Annotated in this window: 19 protein-coding genes; 9 read left to right on the top strand and 10 right to left on the bottom strand. The window is 59.9% G+C overall.

All coding sequences use genetic code 11. The features are described from left to right. Positions 1 to 16 precede the first annotated feature (16 nt). A complete protein-coding gene (locus AB4048_RS14185; RefSeq protein ID WP_442202607.1) occupies positions 17 to 907 on the top strand; it encodes a LysR family transcriptional regulator in 891 nt (296 codons plus the stop codon). 360 nt (positions 908 to 1267) lie between these two features. Here AB4048_RS14185 and AB4048_RS14180 read toward each other — a convergent pair whose 3' ends face one another. Together AB4048_RS14180 and AB4048_RS14175 are read right to left on the bottom strand one after the other, a co-directional pair. Further along, positions 1268 to 2185 carry a dimethylarginine dimethylaminohydrolase family protein gene (locus AB4048_RS14180; RefSeq protein WP_442202606.1) on the bottom strand — a complete coding sequence of 306 codons (918 nt, stop codon included), beginning with the start codon at positions 2183 to 2185 and terminating at the stop codon, positions 1268 to 1270. 1 nt (position 2186) lies between these two features. After that, positions 2187 to 3584 carry an amidohydrolase gene (locus AB4048_RS14175; RefSeq protein ID WP_442202605.1) on the bottom strand — a complete coding sequence of 466 codons (1398 nt, stop codon included), beginning with the start codon at positions 3582 to 3584 and terminating at the stop codon, positions 2187 to 2189. 346 nt (positions 3585 to 3930) lie between these two features. Between AB4048_RS14175 and AB4048_RS14170 the strand changes: the two genes are divergently transcribed. From AB4048_RS14170 to AB4048_RS14150, 5 genes are all read left to right on the top strand, one after another. Next, complete coding sequence (locus AB4048_RS14170) at positions 3931 to 4836, top strand: LysR substrate-binding domain-containing protein (RefSeq protein WP_442202604.1); 906 nt, start codon at positions 3931 to 3933, stop codon at positions 4834 to 4836. A 120-nt stretch (positions 4837 to 4956) separates the two neighbouring features. Next, the gene (locus AB4048_RS14165) at positions 4957 to 6030 is read left to right on the top strand and encodes an ABC transporter ATP-binding protein (RefSeq protein WP_442202603.1); all 1074 of its coding nucleotides are present in this window, start codon (positions 4957 to 4959) and stop codon (positions 6028 to 6030) included. Positions 6031 to 6088: 58 nt separating this feature from the next. Next, complete coding sequence (locus AB4048_RS14160; protein ID WP_442202602.1) at positions 6089 to 7177, top strand: ABC transporter substrate-binding protein; 1089 nt, start codon at positions 6089 to 6091, stop codon at positions 7175 to 7177. An 87-nt stretch (positions 7178 to 7264) separates the two neighbouring features. After that, positions 7265 to 8095 carry an ABC transporter permease gene (locus AB4048_RS14155; RefSeq protein ID WP_442202601.1) on the top strand — a complete coding sequence of 277 codons (831 nt, stop codon included), beginning with the start codon at positions 7265 to 7267 and terminating at the stop codon, positions 8093 to 8095. A gap of 7 nt (positions 8096 to 8102) precedes the next feature. Further along, complete coding sequence (locus tag AB4048_RS14150; RefSeq protein ID WP_442202600.1) at positions 8103 to 8906, top strand: ABC transporter permease; 804 nt, start codon at positions 8103 to 8105, stop codon at positions 8904 to 8906. Positions 8907 to 9099: 193 nt separating this feature from the next. Here AB4048_RS14150 and AB4048_RS14145 read toward each other — a convergent pair whose 3' ends face one another. From AB4048_RS14145 to AB4048_RS14135, 3 genes are read right to left on the bottom strand one after another with little or no spacing between them, the layout of a single operon-like run. Continuing rightward, entirely contained in the window at positions 9100 to 9738 is a 639-nt protein-coding gene (locus AB4048_RS14145) for a glutathione S-transferase family protein (protein WP_442202599.1), read from the bottom strand. Continuing rightward, positions 9726 to 10178, bottom strand: a complete 453-nt coding sequence (locus AB4048_RS14140) for an SRPBCC family protein (protein ID WP_442202598.1) — start codon at positions 10176 to 10178, stop codon at positions 9726 to 9728. Before AB4048_RS14140 ends, AB4048_RS14145 begins: the two co-directional genes overlap by 13 nt. Next, complete coding sequence (locus tag AB4048_RS14135; protein ID WP_442202597.1) at positions 10175 to 10489, bottom strand: ArsR/SmtB family transcription factor; 315 nt, start codon at positions 10487 to 10489, stop codon at positions 10175 to 10177. The genes AB4048_RS14140 and AB4048_RS14135 overlap by 4 nt, the downstream gene beginning before the upstream one ends. Positions 10490 to 10538: 49 nt before the next feature. Between AB4048_RS14135 and AB4048_RS14130 the strand changes: the two genes are divergently transcribed. After that, entirely contained in the window at positions 10539 to 10736 is a 198-nt protein-coding gene (locus AB4048_RS14130) for a hypothetical protein (protein ID WP_442202596.1), read from the top strand. Between the two features lie 293 nt (positions 10737 to 11029). Further along, the gene (locus tag AB4048_RS14125; protein WP_442202595.1) at positions 11030 to 11419 is read left to right on the top strand and encodes a hypothetical protein; all 390 of its coding nucleotides are present in this window, start codon (positions 11030 to 11032) and stop codon (positions 11417 to 11419) included. Positions 11420 to 11678: 259 nt separating this feature from the next. On the opposite strand, the gene AB4048_RS14120 is transcribed toward AB4048_RS14125, so the two are convergent. Then, positions 11679 to 11858, bottom strand: coding sequence for a hypothetical protein (locus tag AB4048_RS14120; protein ID WP_442202594.1), 180 nt, complete (start codon positions 11856 to 11858; stop codon positions 11679 to 11681). Positions 11859 to 12013: 155 nt separating this feature from the next. Here AB4048_RS14120 and AB4048_RS14115 point away from each other — a divergent pair, with 155 nt between their 5' ends. After that, positions 12014 to 12469 carry an IS6 family transposase gene (locus AB4048_RS14115; protein ID WP_442202631.1) on the top strand — a complete coding sequence of 152 codons (456 nt, stop codon included), beginning with the start codon at positions 12014 to 12016 and terminating at the stop codon, positions 12467 to 12469. A gap of 200 nt (positions 12470 to 12669) precedes the next feature. Here AB4048_RS14115 and AB4048_RS14110 read toward each other — a convergent pair whose 3' ends face one another. The 4 genes from AB4048_RS14110 to AB4048_RS14095 form a co-directional block, all read right to left on the bottom strand. Further along, positions 12670 to 13995 (bottom strand): extracellular solute-binding protein, encoded by a 1326-nt coding sequence (locus tag AB4048_RS14110; protein WP_442202593.1) that lies wholly within the window; start codon positions 13993 to 13995, stop codon positions 12670 to 12672. Between the two features lie 98 nt (positions 13996 to 14093). Next, a complete protein-coding gene (locus AB4048_RS14105) occupies positions 14094 to 14945 on the bottom strand; it encodes a carbohydrate ABC transporter permease (protein WP_442202592.1) in 852 nt (283 codons plus the stop codon). Further along, positions 14942 to 15877 (bottom strand): carbohydrate ABC transporter permease, encoded by a 936-nt coding sequence (locus AB4048_RS14100; protein WP_442202591.1) that lies wholly within the window; start codon positions 15875 to 15877, stop codon positions 14942 to 14944. The genes AB4048_RS14105 and AB4048_RS14100 overlap by 4 nt, the downstream gene beginning before the upstream one ends. Beyond that, entirely contained in the window at positions 15870 to 16970 is a 1101-nt protein-coding gene (locus tag AB4048_RS14095) for an ABC transporter ATP-binding protein (RefSeq protein WP_442202590.1), read from the bottom strand. Before AB4048_RS14095 ends, AB4048_RS14100 begins: the two co-directional genes overlap by 8 nt. Positions 16971 to 17000: the final 30 nt, after the last annotated feature.

Here is a 17000-nt window from a genome sequence, read left to right as displayed (position 1 = left end):
TGATATACGGAAATCTATGAACTCTGAGCCAAGCTGGGACCTGTATCGCACCTTCAATGCCGTTCTGCGGGAGGGCTCCCTATCAGGCGCGGCACGTGCGCTCGGCCTGACGCAACCCAGTATCGCGCGCCATATCGATGCGCTTGAAGACACGATCGGAACGACACTTTTTCTCAGAACGCCGCGTGGCCTGTCGCCGACCAATGCGGCCTTGGAGTTGAAGCCTTATACCGAACTGCTGGCATCGACATCGGCCGCATTCCTGCGAACGGCCGAAGGGCGTGCAGGCGAGGTTCGAGGAACCGTCAGGATCAGTGCGAGCGAAGTCGTTGGTGTCGAACACCTGCCGCGGATCCTAGCCGGTTTGCGTCAACAGTTTCCGCACCTGACCATCGAGCTGTCGTTGTCCAACGCGATCGACGACCTACTTCAGCGCAAGGCGGATATTGCAATCCGCATGGTGCGACCGGAGCAGCAATCGCTGGTGGCCAAGCGCATCGGCGCTTTTCCCGTTGGACTTCATGCCCATCGCGACTATCTGGCCCGGCGCGGCGTTCCGCTGACGATCGAGCACCTCAGCCATCACGATCTCATCGGCTACGACGTCGAGACGCCTGCCATTCGTGCCATTGCTCAACACTATCCGGCGCTAAACCGAGCGGCGTTCGCGCTGCGCGTCGACAGCGATGTTGCCCAGCTTTCTGCCATCCGCGCCGGTTTCGGCATCGGCATCTGTCAGGTGGCCATCGCTGCGTCCGATCCCGATCTTATCCGCGTCCTGACAGTTGAATTCGACATTGGCCTCGAAACTTGGGTCGTTATGCATGAAGATCTTCGCAGCAGCGCACGCTGTCGCGTCGTTTTCGATGTCCTCGTCCAGCAACTGTCGCAGGTAGCCGGGGGCTAACCCCATACGCCCTTCACCAAGTTCATATCAGCGAAGTTGGGCCGCAAACGGCGGCGTCTGCGTAACGTTCGCGGTGAATCGCTCAGTGGCAAAGAATCTGTCCGACCTGAGAGATAGGTGACGTTTTGTACCGGAGACTGGAGTGCGCCCCTGAGTGGAATGCGCCCTGAGGGTCGACAAATAGGCTTGACGAATTGACCAGAGTTGTCGGGTTTCCGAAAGTGGACCTATGGCAAGACATCGTAGTCACAGTATCGAGTTCAAACGGCAGGTCGCGCAGGAGTTTATCGCGGGCGGGACGCTGCCGAGCCTCATTGAGGAAACTCGCTCGCCGGATCCTTCGCCCCCGTCGCTAGATAGTCAGGCGGCTTCGCGACGCAGGGCCTGGGCCATGCAGTGTATTCCGCCACCCGTCTTGGAAATCTCGCTCATGTCGATCGCAGCAACCTCGAAGCCGCGTGCGCGCAGCTGTTCAATCAGCGTCGTGCTTGACGTCGGCGCGATCACCTTATCGCGTCCGAGCGACATGAAGTTGCAGCCAAGCGCGATCGTGTCCTGGAAGGGCACGTCGATGATTTCGTGGCCTTTGCCCTTCAACCATTCGACGATGCCCGGCTCGGTGCAGGCCAGGCATACGGCGGTGAGTTTCGGCGCGATCGGCACGACCATCAGGTCGATGTGGACGTAATACTCGTCGATGAAGGCAAGGCGCGTTTCCCAGCCTTCCTTCTTGAACCAATCTTCGACCTGACGGGCGCCTTCTTCCTGTGTCCGAGCGCCGCCGCAGCCGATCAGCACGCAACCGTCTTCGATGACGTTGAAATCGCCACCTTCGAATGTGCCGGCCGTCACCATGTCGTAGATTGGGATGCCGAGCTTTTCATAGGTTCGGATCGCCGCATAATTCTCGCCGCGTCGCCACCAGTTCGCCATGGCCGTAATGATCGCGCCGAAGGGGGTCATGACGCTCGAATCGCGCGAATAGACCTGCATCGGCAATTCCGGCGTTGGCTGATGCCAGTGGATCTTCACGCCAAAATGCTCGTAGGCAGAGGCGAGTTCCTTGTGCTGCGCCTGAGCAGACTGGATGTTGCAGGGCGCTTCACGCAGATGTTTGCGCGACAGCGAACTGGTCGACAGATGTTTCAGATGGGCCGGCGAACCAAGCAGTACGTCGGTGAGCGGGTCGGTTTCGTTGTTGAAACCCCATTCCGTAAGACGGGCGGTGCCACCTTTGAGATTGCGGCGTTGGAGCGAGAAAGGCTCGTTGAACTGCATATCATACCTCCTTGTTTGACGGTCTGGGGATCCACCAGTCCCGGCCACGGGCGGTGGTTACATATTCGGGCCAGCGGAAGTCGATCGGCGGCGCATAGTCGCAAAGCGGCGGGATCCATGCCGAGCCGCCGGGACCGCCAGTGCGATCTAGGAATTCGCGTTTGGCGGCGGTGCGCAACGTCTCGTCCTCCAGCAGCCTGAGCGCCGAGAGCGCCAGTATCTTGGCAGCACAAATCACCGTCGGATCAATTGTCTCAGGAATACCGCCTAGCGCGTTCATGACCCATGACGGGTAGCGATAGCCCATGGGCGCCTTGAGCGCCGGCCGCGCAATATAGAACCGCGCCGTCGGCGCCTGCCAGGTCATGTCAGTATAATCGTCCGACGTCGAATTGACTTGGGAAGGCGGCAGGTCGTGCCGAAGAATCGCCTCGGCATGGCGAGGGTTGATCAGCCGCTCGCATTCGTCGATGAATGGATCCTGCATCGCATCCAGGCCCAGGTTCGCCTGGATCTCACGCGCAACGGTCTTGGCTGCCTCGTCCCATTTCGGCGCCCCGACGATCTGCAGGGACTGCCACACGAGATCCGCCATCGTATGATTGGCAAGCCCCGGCCGGGATTTCGACACCCAGTGGCGCTCGTATCGGCAGCCGCTGATGGCGGCCGCGGCCGCCGCGTTGCGGTCGAGCACCGCCACCACTTGCTCGGCCATGGAAATGGACGGCACGCGGATCATGTACTGGATCTCAGCAAGCCCGGCCGGGAGGTTATCGGCCGTCGCCTGCCCGGCGGTGAGGATTGCTTCACTGATCGACCATCCGCCTTGATGTGGCAGCATCGAATCGCGTAGCGCCTTCGATGCCATGTACATTGTCATCAGTGCGTCGTTGGCGCCGGGCGCCCGCACCGCCGAATGCGACTGCGGGATCGGCGCGCCATCGCTGGCGCCCCACAGTTCCGGCTCGTCGCAGATGAAGCGATAGATCATCGAATAGGCGGCCCCGCAATGCGTATCCCAACGCACGGTGTTACAGAGCGGCAGCATGTAAAAAGGATGGAACGAAAACATGCCATCCAGACCGTCGTAGTAGCCCTTCGCGGCGTGGATCGGCTTTGAACCCCGCACCTTTTCCGCCGGTTCGCCGGTGAAGCGCAGAGTTCCCTTGATGCCATTCCGCTGCATTGCCGCCTTCGTCGCGAGCAGGCCGCCAAGAGATCCTATACCAAGCGCGGAGTGAGGATCGGTATGGCCGGCGGCCTCATAGCCGAGGCCGACGCGGGGTTCTTTGCGGGTCGTCGCCGCTTGAGAGTTTCCCGGCACCGCGTCGTACTCGCCATACATCCCGATGGCTGGGCCTCGCCCGTTGCTCCACTCGGCGCAAAAGGCGGTGGGCATCCCTGCGGAACCTTCCTCCACGCTAAAGCCCTCTGCTCGCAACAGTGCAACGTACCATGCCGCAGACTGATACTCCCGCCACGCTGGCTCACCGAGACTGAAGATGTGCGCCGTCCATTGCGAGAGATCACTATGGATCGAATCGACGAATTCAACGGCTGATGTTTGGGCTGCGGACGACAGGGGCACGATGATCTTCGCTCGCTTTCTCGGCAGGGCTTCGTCCGTCAGTTAACTGCGGTTCGGATTGGCGAAAAAGTGAAATGTTTTCTCGCGGTTGACAAATCAAATTCGCCAATGCTCCAAATCCGGTCTAGCTTATCAATCGACCGGGAAAGGTGGAGCAATGCAGAGGATTCCGTCGACGCAGGCATTGAGGGCGCTTGAAAGCTTTGCGCGGCACGGAACCGTATGGAAGGCGGCCGACGAGCTCAATCTCACGCGCAGCGCGATTAGCCACCAGTTGCGCCTGCTTGAGCGCGAGCTTGGGTTTCAGATCTTCAACAGGGTCGGCACTCGCGTCGAACTAACCGAACAAGGCCTTGGCTATGCCGCTGATATAAGGACTGCGTTGAACGCCATCGCCGGCTCCGCTTCGCGCCACGCAAGCCGCGGCGTCAGCGGGTCGATCACGATCAGCTGTACACCGGGCTTCGCCTCGAACTGGCTCTGCAACTACATCTCGCACTTCCGGGACACTTATCCGGATGTCCGCATCTCCTTGGTTACACCGAGGCGGCTTGACGATATCAGCAATCCTGATGTCGACGTTTTTATTGCGTTCGGAACAGGAAACTGGCCGTCGATGCGGGTCGAGCTCATCGTTGAAGTCGAGTTCACGCCGTTGTGCAGCCCGGCCCTTCTCAACAAGATCGGTGGCCTCAATGACCCGAAAGACATCAAAAAGGTCTGCCTGCTGCACCTGAGCGGCTACGAAGACTGGGAGAGCTGGCTGGCGCTCGCAGGCGTCGATCAAAGCTATGCGTCAACGGGGATAGTTTTCTCGGACATGAACCTTGTCTTTTCCGCAACCCTATCTGGGCAAGGCGTTGCCGTTGGGGACCGCTTCACCTGCAGGCACGCCATGACGAGCGGAAAATTGGTGCAACCCTTTGACATCAGCATCAACTCCAGCCGGTCCTATTATCTAGTCGTTTCGGAAGCTAAGGCAGACAATATGGCGGTTCTGGCGTTTACGTCATGGCTACACTCGGAAATGCTGAAAAATGATGCAGATGCCTTCGCCATTTAGGGCATCTGATAAGCAAACCGGCAGCGATTCGACAAATTTAGTTTGTCTAAGGGGCGAAAAGATTTCGTTTGTTCTACCCAGTAAACCTCCATACGATTTCGCCATTGAAAAGGAGCGTCCATGCATAGCAGGAGTGAGGCGGCCGAGATCATGGCAGTCGGTATCGGCAAGGCCTATGCCGACTTCCACGCTCTACGCGATATTTCACTGACTGTGGGATCGGGCGAGTTCCTGACGCTGCTTGGTCCTTCAGGATCGGGCAAGAGCACCTTCCTCATGATCCTTGCTGGCTTCGAGGTCCCGTCATCGGGCACGCTCAGCAAGGACGGCGCCAATATTACCCGGGTTCCGGCGGAACAGCGCGGCTTCGGCATGGTGTTTCAAGGCTATGCGCTGTTTCCGCACATGACGGTCGAGCAAAACATTGCCTTCCCTCTCCAGGTGCAGCGCCGCGCCAGTGCCGACATCAAGCGCCGTGTCGGTGAGATGATCGACCGGGTCGGTCTGCGCGGCCATGAGAAGAAGCGGCCCGCCGGACTTTCAGGCGGCCAGCAGCAACGCGTGGCGCTTGCCCGTGCTCTTGTCTTCGAACCCTCAGTCCTTTTGCTTGACGAGCCCTTTTCTGCGCTCGACAAGAACCTTCGTGGCGCGATGCAGGACGAGATGCGCCGCTTACACCAGGAGACGGGCACGACCTTTGTCTTCGTCACCCATGACCAGTCTGAAGCACTGGCGCTTTCGACCCGCATCGGGATCTTCAATCGCGGCGAGCTACAGCAAATAGGCACACCGAAGGAAGTCTATGAGCGGCCTGCAAACAGGTTCATCGCAGAATTCCTTGGGGACGTGAACTTTCTGTCGCTCTCCGGCGTCAAGGCGACTGCCGAGGGCGCCGAGGGCGTTTTCGAAGGACGCCAGATGCGGATCGCAATTCCCGGTCAAGCGGTGAGTGAGCACTTCGCTATTCGACCGGAGCACATGGTCATGTTCGAACAGGCGCCCGCCGATGGGAACGTCTTGCAGGCGGAAATTAACGAGATAACTTATCTTGGCCCCGAGACGCGCTTTGCGCTCAAGACTCCCGGGGGCGTCGGTTTGGTCTTGCAGATGCCGACGCGCGAGGTCAGACAAGGCTATCAGCCTGGTCGGACCGTGTGGGCCGGCTGGCCAGCAAACCAGGGTTTCTTTCTGTAAGTGCTTTAGACAAGCGACATCGGTTTCCGCTGTCGTCAAGAAAACAGAGGAGAACAGCATGAACGATAAATTTGAAAAGCTCGGCCAGATCGGAATGTCTCGCAGACGGTTCACGCAAATGGCCGCCCTGTTGCTTTCGGCAAGCCCGGTGGCGCTGAGTGCATCCCGCGCACTTGCTGCCAACGGGGAACTCGTCTTCGTCAACTGGGGCGGCGACGCTGGGCCCGCCTATGACAAGGCCTATGGCGCCGCCTTCAAGGCCGACACCGGCATCACCGTGAAGCAGGACGGATCCGGTCCGACCGAGGGTGCAATCGCGGCTCAGTTCAAAAGCGGCAAACCTGCCTGGGATATCGTCGACGCAGACCCCTTCTCAGCGCAGACGCTTGGCAAGAAGGGCATGATCGAACCAATCGACTATAAGATCGTCGACAAGTCAAAGATGCGTCCCGGCTTCGGTTGGGAATACGCTGCCTCGACCTACTTTTTCTCCTATATCATTGCTTATGATGCCTCGAAGTTCGGCGACAGGGTGCCGACCGGCATGGCGGATTTCTTCGACGTCGAGAAATTTCCCGGCAAGCGCTCGCTCTACAAGTGGGGCGCTGGCATGTGGGAGGCTGCCCTTCTCGCCGACGGCGTCAAGCCGGCCGAGCTCTATCCTCTCGACCTCAAGCGCGCCCATGCAAAGATTGCCGCCTTCAAGGACCACATCGTCTCCTATTGGGGCGGTGGCGCGGAAAGCCAGTCGGTGCTCTTGAACGGTGAGGCCTCGATGGCGCTGATCTGGTCGACGCGTGCGGGCCTGATTGAGAAGGACTCAGGCGGCTCCATCAAATTCGTCTGGGACCAGGGCCTGATCTCGCCCGGCGCCATGGCGGTCATCAAGGGCAACCCCGGGGGTAAGGACGCAGCGATGAAGTTCATTGCCTCGGCCCAGGATCCGAAAAAGCAAGTCGTTATGTTCGAAATGCTCGGACAGGGTCCGGCCAATCCGGCCGCCGACAGCCTTCTATCTCCGGAGCAGGCCCGTCTGAGCCCGGTCGATCCGTCCAACATGGTCAAGCAGGTGCCACTCGATATGGAATGGTACGAGACGAACTACGGCCCTGCGCTCGACGAGTATACCAAAATTATCTCGGCATAACCAAAGGCTTGAGACACAAGGCGGGTGCTCGGCGGAGGGACATTCTCTTTGCCGAACGTCCCGATCGTTTCGAGGCGAAGGGAGCGCATGATAAAATCCGACGTTATCAAGCCGGCACTTCTGCTTGGCCCGCTCGTGCTTTTTCTGGGGCTTGCCTATCTCGTTCCTTTTCTCGGCATCATGCAATGGAGCGTAACGTTGCCGGAACCCGGCATCGGTCAGTATGGCAGAGCAGTCAGTGATCCCCTGATCCAGTCCGTGTTTCTTAGAACATTCCGAATCTGCGCAATCGTGACCGTGTGCGCGGTCGTGGCGGCCTACGTGATCACCTATGTCTGGGTTCGCGGGACACCGTTTCAGCGCCTGGCAACTGAGCTATGCATCCTCATTCCGTTCTGGATTTCCGTGCTGACCCGCGCCTTCGGCTGGGTGGCTCTCCTCTCCAATCGTGGGCTGCTCAATACGTGGTTCCAGTCCATGGGGCTCATTTCGGAGCCACTCACCATGGTGCGCAACGAGTTCGGCGTCATTCTCGGCATGACGCATTTCGTTATTCCCTTTGCCGTCTTTCCAATAGCGTCAGCTATGAGGAGCCTCGATGAACGGGTCTTCCTCGCGGCGCGGGGAATGGGCGCGTCTAGGACGAGAATATTCTGGTCGATCTTCGTTCCAATGACCAAGGCGGGCATTCTGGGCGCCGGATTGATGGTCTTTGTCTTCTCCCTCGGCTTCTTTGTGACGCCCGCCATCCTCGGCGGCGGCCGCAGCGTAATGGTTGCCGAACTCATTTATCTCAGGATCTTCCAAAGTCCGGACTGGGGACTGGGCGCGTCCGTCAGCGTCATCCTTATGCTGATCGTCGGCGTGCTCTTGATCCTGATGATGCGCTTCGTGCGCCCGAAAGCGCTGGGAGGATAAGCGTCCTATGACAAGACCGAGCCCCATTGCCGTCATTTTTGCCTTCGTAGTCGCGTTGTTTCTGCTCCTGCCGCTGATCGCCGTCATACCGGTTTCCTTCACGCCGGCACGCTTCCTGTCGATGCCGAGCAATGTCTGGTCGCTGCGCCACTATCAGGCGCTCCTCGACGATCCCGCCTGGCTGCAAAGCATCTTGCTCAGCCTGCGCATAGGCATCCTGAGTTCGATTATCGCCACGCTGCTAGCGCTGGCATTCAGTCTTGGCATCTGGATGTTCCGCCCCTGGTTCGGCAACCTGCTTTTCGGCTTCGTGTTGCTACCGATGGTAGCGCCGCCGGTGGTCTCCGCGATTACGCTTTACTTCTTTTTGACGACGCTTTCGAAGGTGAACGGTATCGTCGCCTACGACACCTGGATCGGCGTAGCAGTTGCGCATGCGGTCATGATCGCTCCGTTCGCAGTGGTGCTGATAACAGTGGCATTGTCACAGGTCGATCGCCGGATCGATCTAGCCGCGCGCGGCTTCGGCGCTTCGGTCGGGCAGCGCATCTTCAAGATCATCCTCCCGAACATCCGATTCGGCATCCTGACCGCGGCGTTCCTCTCCTTCGTGCTTTCCTGGGAGGAGATCGGCGTTACCCTGTTTATCACCAGCGTCAATGCCGTGACCTTGCCGCGGATGATGTGGATGGGCCTCCGTGACAATATCGACCCGGCAATCGCTGCCATCTCAGTGGTGCTGATCGTCATCGTCGTCGCGGTCATTCTCCTCAAGACTGCCGTGACAGCGCGCCTTTCGCGAAAACATTGAACGAGGCGATTGTGGCGCGACCAGGTTGCCACATCATCCTTCTCGTTGGGCCGCGATAGCTGTGAATCAGTACCGAAGGTTGCCCCCCTGGACCGGGATCGATTGTGACCCCTCTCGATTTCCAACTCGTATATGTAGATTAATGCCTTACGTAGAAGCGGGCAGGGGCCAACCTTTGGTGCTATTTCACAGCTCAGTCCGCCGCCTCGAAATGTGCCAGCTGGTCCGAATATGCCTTCTCAAAAGATGGACGGGCTGTGGCGCGCGCGACGTAGTCACGGCAGGCTGAAAACGTTGCAAGCCCGTCGAACCGATCGACGAGGCGTAGCACGTCCGCCATGAGGATGTCGGCTATGGAGAAGGTCCCGGCCAGCCATTCACGTCCTGCCAGCACCGGCTCCATGTGCTGGAGCCGCGCCTTCAAGAACCCGTCCAAGAGCTTCCATGTCGACGTATTACCGGTCTCGCCCGAAAACATCAGTATGGACCAGGGCAGGCTCGCCATCTCGACGGTATTCAGTGCCGCGAACAGCCATTCCAATACCTCGCTACGACCACGCGGATCGGCCGGCATTAGAGCGTGGCTGCGCTCGCCCAGATGATGCAGGATCGCGCCGCTTTCGAAGATTGAGATTTCGCCATCGGTCAACCACGGCACTTGGCCGAAGGGTTGATGCGAAAAATGCTCGGTACTGCGGTGCGCGAACGGGACGTTCTTGACGCGATAGGGCAACCCGGCCTCTTCCAGTGCCCAACGTACCCTGATGTCGCGGACATAACCACGCGGCACCTCGGGAACCCAATCGAAGGTGGTGAGGATCAATTCGCCCAATTGGCATCTCCCAGGAAAACTAGCAGCTTATCGAGGAGGCCGCTCCAGCCAGCCTCGTGACTCTTGCACGCCTCTTTGTCGGGGAGGTGTTGGTGGATCAGCGTCAGTTCGGTGCCGCCGCCGTCAAACGGCTCAAGCAGAAACGTGACCAGGGACTCTCGTTCCGGCATCCCAGGCCATTCCCAAGTGAAAACAATCTTCTTGTCAGGAACAACTTCCTGATACACCCCTGTTGGGTTGTACTCCTCGCCGTTCAGCAGCCGGAATACGATGCTAAAGCGACCTCCCGGTCGTACGTCTGCCTCGGCGCGGAGCGTCGGCCCGGCGTCGGGGCCCCACCACTGCATCATTTGCCTAGGCTGTGTGATCGCTGCGTAAATCTTGGCCGGTGAAGCTTTGATTTTGCGCACGATGGTCACGCTCGGAAGGCTCTTTCTCATTGTGCATCATCCTCTTCCACGAGCGCAACAAGGCGATCGAGGCTTACCGTCCAGAAACGCTCATACCGTCTGAGCCACTCCATCGCCTCCTGCAGAGGCCCCGCCGAAAGATGAACCGATACGGTGCGACCGGTTTTGGTTCGCGTAATCAATTCCGCATCTGACAGAACATCCAGATGCTTCATCATTCCAGGAAGCTTTAGGGAGAGCGGTCGAGCGAGTTCACTCACCGACAGCCCTGGCTCTTCCTCCAGCCGCAACAGGATGGACCGACGGGTAGGATCGGAAAGCGCGGAGAACGTGCGATCCATGTGTGATACCCTATACTTCACCATGTAGCGAACTATTGCAAATGTCGCCGTGGGAGTCAAATCCGCCACCCGCTGCGGTAGCTGCGAGTTCGACCGCTCGGACTCCGCGGTGTTCACCTGGTCACAGCTCGATGGCGCATTCGGCGGCGTCCAGGGTCCGACGCCGCCGCTTGCCCCCGATGACGATCCGATCGTCGGCACCGACCTGATCTTTGCCGACGCCTTCAAGAGGAGCACTGCCCAATGAGATACGATGCGAACGAACCCAGTTCCTGGGATTGGCGAAACTCGGCCGTGCGCATTCTCGGTCTCGACATTGGGCAGTTTTCGGACCACTCGGCGTTCGTGCTCGGGGGGCATGGCCGCAAATCGAGAGCGCCATCGGCATTATCGATGCACACCAATTTCCGCTTGGCATGCCCCTTATCGAAATCGCTGAGAAGGCGGCCGAGGTCGCTTCCAGGGCAGATGCCCGCATCACACTTGATCTGAGCAACAACAGCGCGTTCGCCCAATTACTCGCACCCAAACTGGGCAAGGATGCCCGAACCGCCTGCTCGCTGCCGCGATAACGAATATCGCGACGCTATGCAGGCCGTGCCATTGCTCATGCAGGTCGGCAATCGCAAAATGGGTATTCCGAAGATCACGTTGTCGAAGCGCGAGCTGATCGAGCAGATCGGCGTCGAGCTGGATGCTGGAACCCTGCGCATCGCGCAGACGGGCGAATGGGAGGAACTGAGACACGAGCTTACCAGGATGCAACGCATTGCACGCCAAAGCGGATCGGTCGCTTACCAGGCGGCGCCAGGCGAGCACGACGACCTCGTCAGCGCCTTGAGTTTGACCGTCTACGGATGCCGTCGCTTTGCTCCGCAGTGGCGCGCAGGCAAGGTCCGGATGGGGATGGGGCAATCTTCTTGCGGATGAACCTGATGCTCGCGAACGGGCTTCGTTGTCGAGGCGAAAAGGGCACGATGGAGAAGACTGGGTGGAAACGGGCAATGGTATTTCGTGCTTCTGGGCTGCGGCGACTTCATCGCTACCGTCTTCCAGCGGCCGCAGAGCAACTGGGGGATCGTCGTTGACGACGAGATCGGGCGCTTTTTTTCGACGGTTCTTCAGCGATGCCGACGACCGCGATGGACAATTTCGAATTGCACGGAATCACGGACGATTGCTGACACGCCTAGGCCGCGAAGAAGGATGACGACTTCTGACGGCCGTCCTCGTCATCGGCGGAATCGTCGCGGTCATCCATGGTCTGGTTACCCAGAACAAGTTCGGAGTTGTCACCGGGTCGTGGTGCCCGCCCGAGGGTGTCCTGATCAATGTTGTCGTCGTTTTCCTTGCGATACACAGCGATCAAAACGGCGCCGAGGACTCTGACTATCTCGCCAATTTCGGCTCGCTGGCGCTAAAGGGATTGGAACGGATGTTTCCGTGCGGAGCCTGATAGTCATAAAAAGAAGGGCGAGCTGCATTCTTAAACCCGCCCTTATCCGGAAGCGGCGCGTGGAAGGAATGCGGACGAGCCCCTGGCGGTGGCATCTCGACGAGGTCTTTGTGAAGATCAACGGTGAGTGTCATTACCTTAGGAGAGCAGTCGATCACGAAGGCTTGAACAAAAAGGCGGCGTTGAAATTTCGCAGAAAGTCATTGAAGCGGCACGGCCCTGCCAAGGAGATCGTGACCGAACAACTGCGCTCCTACGGCGCCGCGTTGCGCGAGCTCGGCATCAATCGGCAGCGGTCGGATCGGTGGGCAAACAATCGCATTGAGAATTCCCATCAGCCCTTCCGAAGGCGGGAGCGAGCCATGCTCCGCTTCCGGCGGATGCGAACGTTGCAGAAGTTTGCTTCCGATCATGCCGCTGTCTTCAACCATTTCAATCAGGAACGCTCGCTCTACGCCCGCACCCTCTTCAAGTCGAAACGTGATGCCGCGCTCGCCGAGTGGCGCGGCCTCTGCGCCGAGTAAGTGACACCCTCGCTCCCTGGCAGAGACGAGTGCGAATTCGTCTGACAAGCACCCCCCGGCCGCCCTCGTCATCCCCCAATGGCCAGGCGAGGGCGGAAACGATGACGTTTGTCGCTGGCAGGGACTGGGTCGTGACTGCCGAAGCCCGCAGAGACATTGTCACGGCGGGCTTCGCGCTTTGGCCCCGGGAGAGGTGGGCCTCAGATATTGGCGAGCAGGTCGTTGATGCGCGATTCCATGTCCTTAAGCGCGCTATCGACGTCCTTCTGGCCGGTGATCGCGGCGCTCATTTCCTGGCCGATGATGTCCTGGATGGCGAACTGACGCTGGACGGCCGACGGCAGCGGCTTGCCGAGGGTGGCGATCGCCGAGATGGTGTCGCGGTGCGGAAGGGCCTTGAACTTATCCGATTCCAGTACCGCCTTGACTGCGGGCAGGTGGCCGGTGCGCGACCATTCGAAGTCGTTGTCGTGGAAGAATTTCAGGAATTTGCCGATTGCAGCGGTCTCTTCAGGCGAACGGTCCTTTTTCGACACCGCCCAGCTGTGGCCGTCGGCATACTGCGCCTTCGTGCCCGGGAAGAGCTGCGGATAGGGATAGACCGCGTAGCCGCCGGCGTTCAGCGCCGTGCCCGCCTTTTCGGATGATGCGGTGTAGTCGCCGATCACCCAGGTTCCGTTGAGGTGCACGCCGCCTTCGCCTGCGAGGAAGGCGTTGATACCGGCCGCATAGTCGAGGTCCTTGGTCGTCAGGCCCTGGTCGAAGATCGCCTTGTACATTTCGACGACCTTCTTGGCCTCCGGCGTATTCAGCTTCACCTGCTTCGGATCGGCGAAGAAGCTGGCATCCTGCTGGAAGAGATAGGTGTAGAGGTTGCGCGTATAGAGAGCGGTCTCGTTGGCGAGGTTCTGGACGAAATAGGGTTTTCCCGTCTTTTCCTTGAACTGCTTGGCCTGAGCCATCAGCTCGTCGACGCTCGTCGGCAGCTTCGGCGTGCCGTCGGCATTGACGAGGCCCGCCTTCTGGAAGAGGCCCATGTTGATGTGGAACAGCATGGTCCAGTTGTCGATCGGCAGGCCGTGGATCTTGCCGTCCTTGGTGACGCCGTTGAGGCTGGCGTCGGTGAAGTCCGACGGCGACACGCCGGCCGATTTCAAGACGTCGTCGAGCGGCACCAAAAGGTCCTTCGACTGGTAGTCGGCCAGCACCGACTGGTGGATGGTGACGATATCGGGCGGATCGCCAGCGGCGAACTGTGCCGTCAACTGGTCGTAGCCGGGCCATTCGACGGTCGTAACCTTGACGTGGATGTCGGGATTGTCGGCGTTGAACTTGTTGATCATCGAGGTGATGATGCCGCACTCGCCGACGGCCTTGGAGACGTCGGTGTTGGTGCCGAAATCCGCATCGCAGGCGCCGAAGAAGCGCTGGACGGACAGTTCGGTCGCGGCGAAAGCCGGGCTTGCGCCCGCAAGGGCGATGACCGAGGCCGCCGCCAGCATGTATTTCCTCAAAGTATGCGTCATGCCTTCTCCTCCTCTTGGGGTCTTTGCGACCCCCTTGTCTGGACCCCCTCCCGGGGAGCCGGTTGCACTTAATCGGCGCGATCGCCCCCGTGAGAGCCTCAACGCACGGCGGCGCCGGACACAGCCGTGACGATGTATTTCTGGAAGAACAGATAAAGGATCAGGATCGGCGCGCTGGCGAAAACCGCCTGCGACATCAGAAAGCCGAGGCCTTGAGACTGCGCGAAGTTGATCTGCGTCGAGGCAATGCCGACCGTCAGGGTGAACATCTCCTTGCGGGTGCCTGAGATCAGTGGCCAGAGGTAGTCGTTCCAGGCGCCGAAGAACGTGAAGATGCCGAGCGTCGCCTGCGCCGGTACGGTGAGCGGCAGGAGCACCTTCCAGAAGATCTTGAAGTGGCTCGCATTGTCGAGCAGCGCCGCCTCGTCGAGCTCCCTCGGAATGGCACGGAAATATTGCGTCATCAGGAAGACGCCGAAGGGCGCAGAAAGCCCCGGCAGGATCAGTCCGGGATAAGTGTTGTGAAGCTTCAGCCAGCCGAAGATCTGGTGGCGGGGGATCAGCACCGCCTGCTCGGGCACCGCAAGGCCGAGCAGCACGATAATGAAGAGCGTGTTGCGGAACGGGAAGTTCAGCCGGGCAAAGCCATATCCGGCAAGCGAGGAAAGGATCAGCGTCGCCAGCGTCAGTCCGCCGGAAACGATGGTGCTGTTCAACACCCAGCGGAACACCGAAGACGTGCCGACGACGTCGATGTAGTTCTTGATGGTGAAGGGCGCGTGGAAGACGGAGTTCATGTCCTCCATCAGTTCCTTGTTGTCCTTCAGCGAAAGCGCCACCACCCAAACGACCGGCGCCACCATGACGAGCGCCAGCGCCACCACAAGGCCGAGGATAATGCGGTCGCCCAAAGACCGTCCAACGATATTGCCCGAGAAAGAGCGGCTCATCCCTCGTCTCCCTTGCGCCGCGAGGCGGCGTATTGCGCCATTGCGGCAATCAGGATCAGCACGAACAAAACTTCCGAGGCCGCGGCACCAAGTCCGAGATCCCACTTGGTGAAGGCGGCCTCGTAGATGTAGAGCACGATGGGCTTGGAAACGTTGTTTGGCCCGCCCTGGGTCATCAGCCGCGCCTGGCCGAACAACTGGAACTGCAGCACGATCTGGATGATGACGACGAGCACGAAGGTGCGCCAGATCGACGGCAGCGTGATGTATCTGAGCGTGCGCCAGCGGCTGGCATTGTCGAGCGCTGCCGCCTCGTAGATCTCGCCCGGAACCTGCTGCAGCGCGGATAGGAAGAGCATCATCGGCAGGCCAATGCACCACCATACGGTCGCAATTGCAATTCCGATCATGGCAAGCCTGGCATCGGAGAGGAAGGCAGGTGGCGTGACGCCGAACCAGCCGCAGATCGTTGCAAGAAGACCGAAATTGGCGATGAAGACGATGCGCCAGATCAGGGTAACGATCGTTACCGACAAAACCGATGAGGAAAAATAGAAGGCGCGCAGCACAGCCGCGGTGCGGGTCCGCCGGTTGAGCGCCAGCGCCAGGAACAGACCGATGACGGCGAGCGCCGGGACGGTCAAAAAGACGAAATAGAAGGTGTTGCCGATCGACTGCAGGAAGATGTGGTCGTTGTATAGGCGGACGTAGTTGGTGAGGCCGACGAACTTTCCGACGCCGAAGGCATCCGCCTTGTGCAGGCTGATCCAGATGCCCCAGAAAAGCGGGATCACGAGAAGCGCGACAAAAACGACGAGATAGGGGGCGACGAAGAGCGCGTTGCGCCATTGCGGGGCACTGACGTTCTGAACGTTGTGCTGTTCGGCGGCCTTTGCCGTCACGCGCTGGGCGTTGAGCGCCGCCTCAGCCATGTTCTGCCTCCTCCGGATTGAAGGCTCGGCCCTCGGCGTCGAAGAGATGGCTGCGCTGTCCGTCGAGGACCAACGCCACCTCGTCGCCGATCGCCGCGCGGCTGCTGCCGGCATCCTCTGCGACGATGACGCTGCCGTCCTTCAGCCTGACGTATAGCAGCGTACGGTCGCCGAGGCGCTCCAGCACGTCGACGGTGCCCGATGTGGTCGGGCCGGCGCCGTTGGCGGGCTTCACTGCCTCGGCGCGGATGCCGAGCGTATGGTCTCCTGGCTTGACGCTCGCGGCGCGGATCGCGGTCCGAAGTTCCGTGCCATCGGGCAGGTTGGCGCTCAGGAAACCGTTCGTCTCCTTCAGCGTCACGGATAAGAAGTTCATCGTCGGCGAGCCGACAAAGGTGGCGACGAAGCGGCTAGCCGGCCGGGAGTAGATCTCCATCGGCGTGCCTATCTGCTCTATCTTGCGGTTGTTCATAACGACAATGCGGTCGGCGAGCGTCATTGCCTCGATCTGGTCATGGGTGACGAAGATCATCGTCGACTTGACGCGGTTGCGCAGCTGCGCCAGCTCGACGCGGGTGCGTACGCGCAGCGCCGCATCGAGATTCGACAGCGGCTCGTCGAACAGAAATGCCTTCGGCTCCTTGACGATGGCACGGCCGATCGCCACGCGCTGACGCTGGCCGCCGGAAAGCTGGCCGGGCTTGCGCTCGAGCAGATGGCCGATCTCCAGCATGCGCGCGGCTTCGGCGATGCGTTCCGAGATGATCTCCGGGGCGAGGCTGATGTTGCGCAAGCCGAAGGCCATGTTGTCGGCAACCGTCATATGCGGATAGAGCGCGTAGCTCTGGAATACCATAGCGATATCGCGCTGGCCGGGCGGCAGCGTGTCGATGCGCTCGCCATTGATGGAAATCGTTCCTTCGTCGACGCTTTCGAGGCCGGCGATCATGCGCAAAAGGGTCGACTTGCCGCAGCCTGAGGGACCAAGGAAGACCATGAATTCATTGGCCTTGATCGACAGCGACAGGCCGTCGAGCACGGTAACGGCACCGTAGCGCTTACTGACATTCTGGATTTCGATGCTGGCGGTCATCGGGCAAGCTCCCGGCTGCTGCCACCGCGC

It is taken from the genome of Rhizobium sp. RAF56 (assembly GCF_052113965.1).
Taxonomy (GTDB): Bacteria; Pseudomonadota; Alphaproteobacteria; order Rhizobiales; family Rhizobiaceae; genus Rhizobium.
This window is presented reverse-complemented; position numbering and strand designations above follow the sequence as displayed.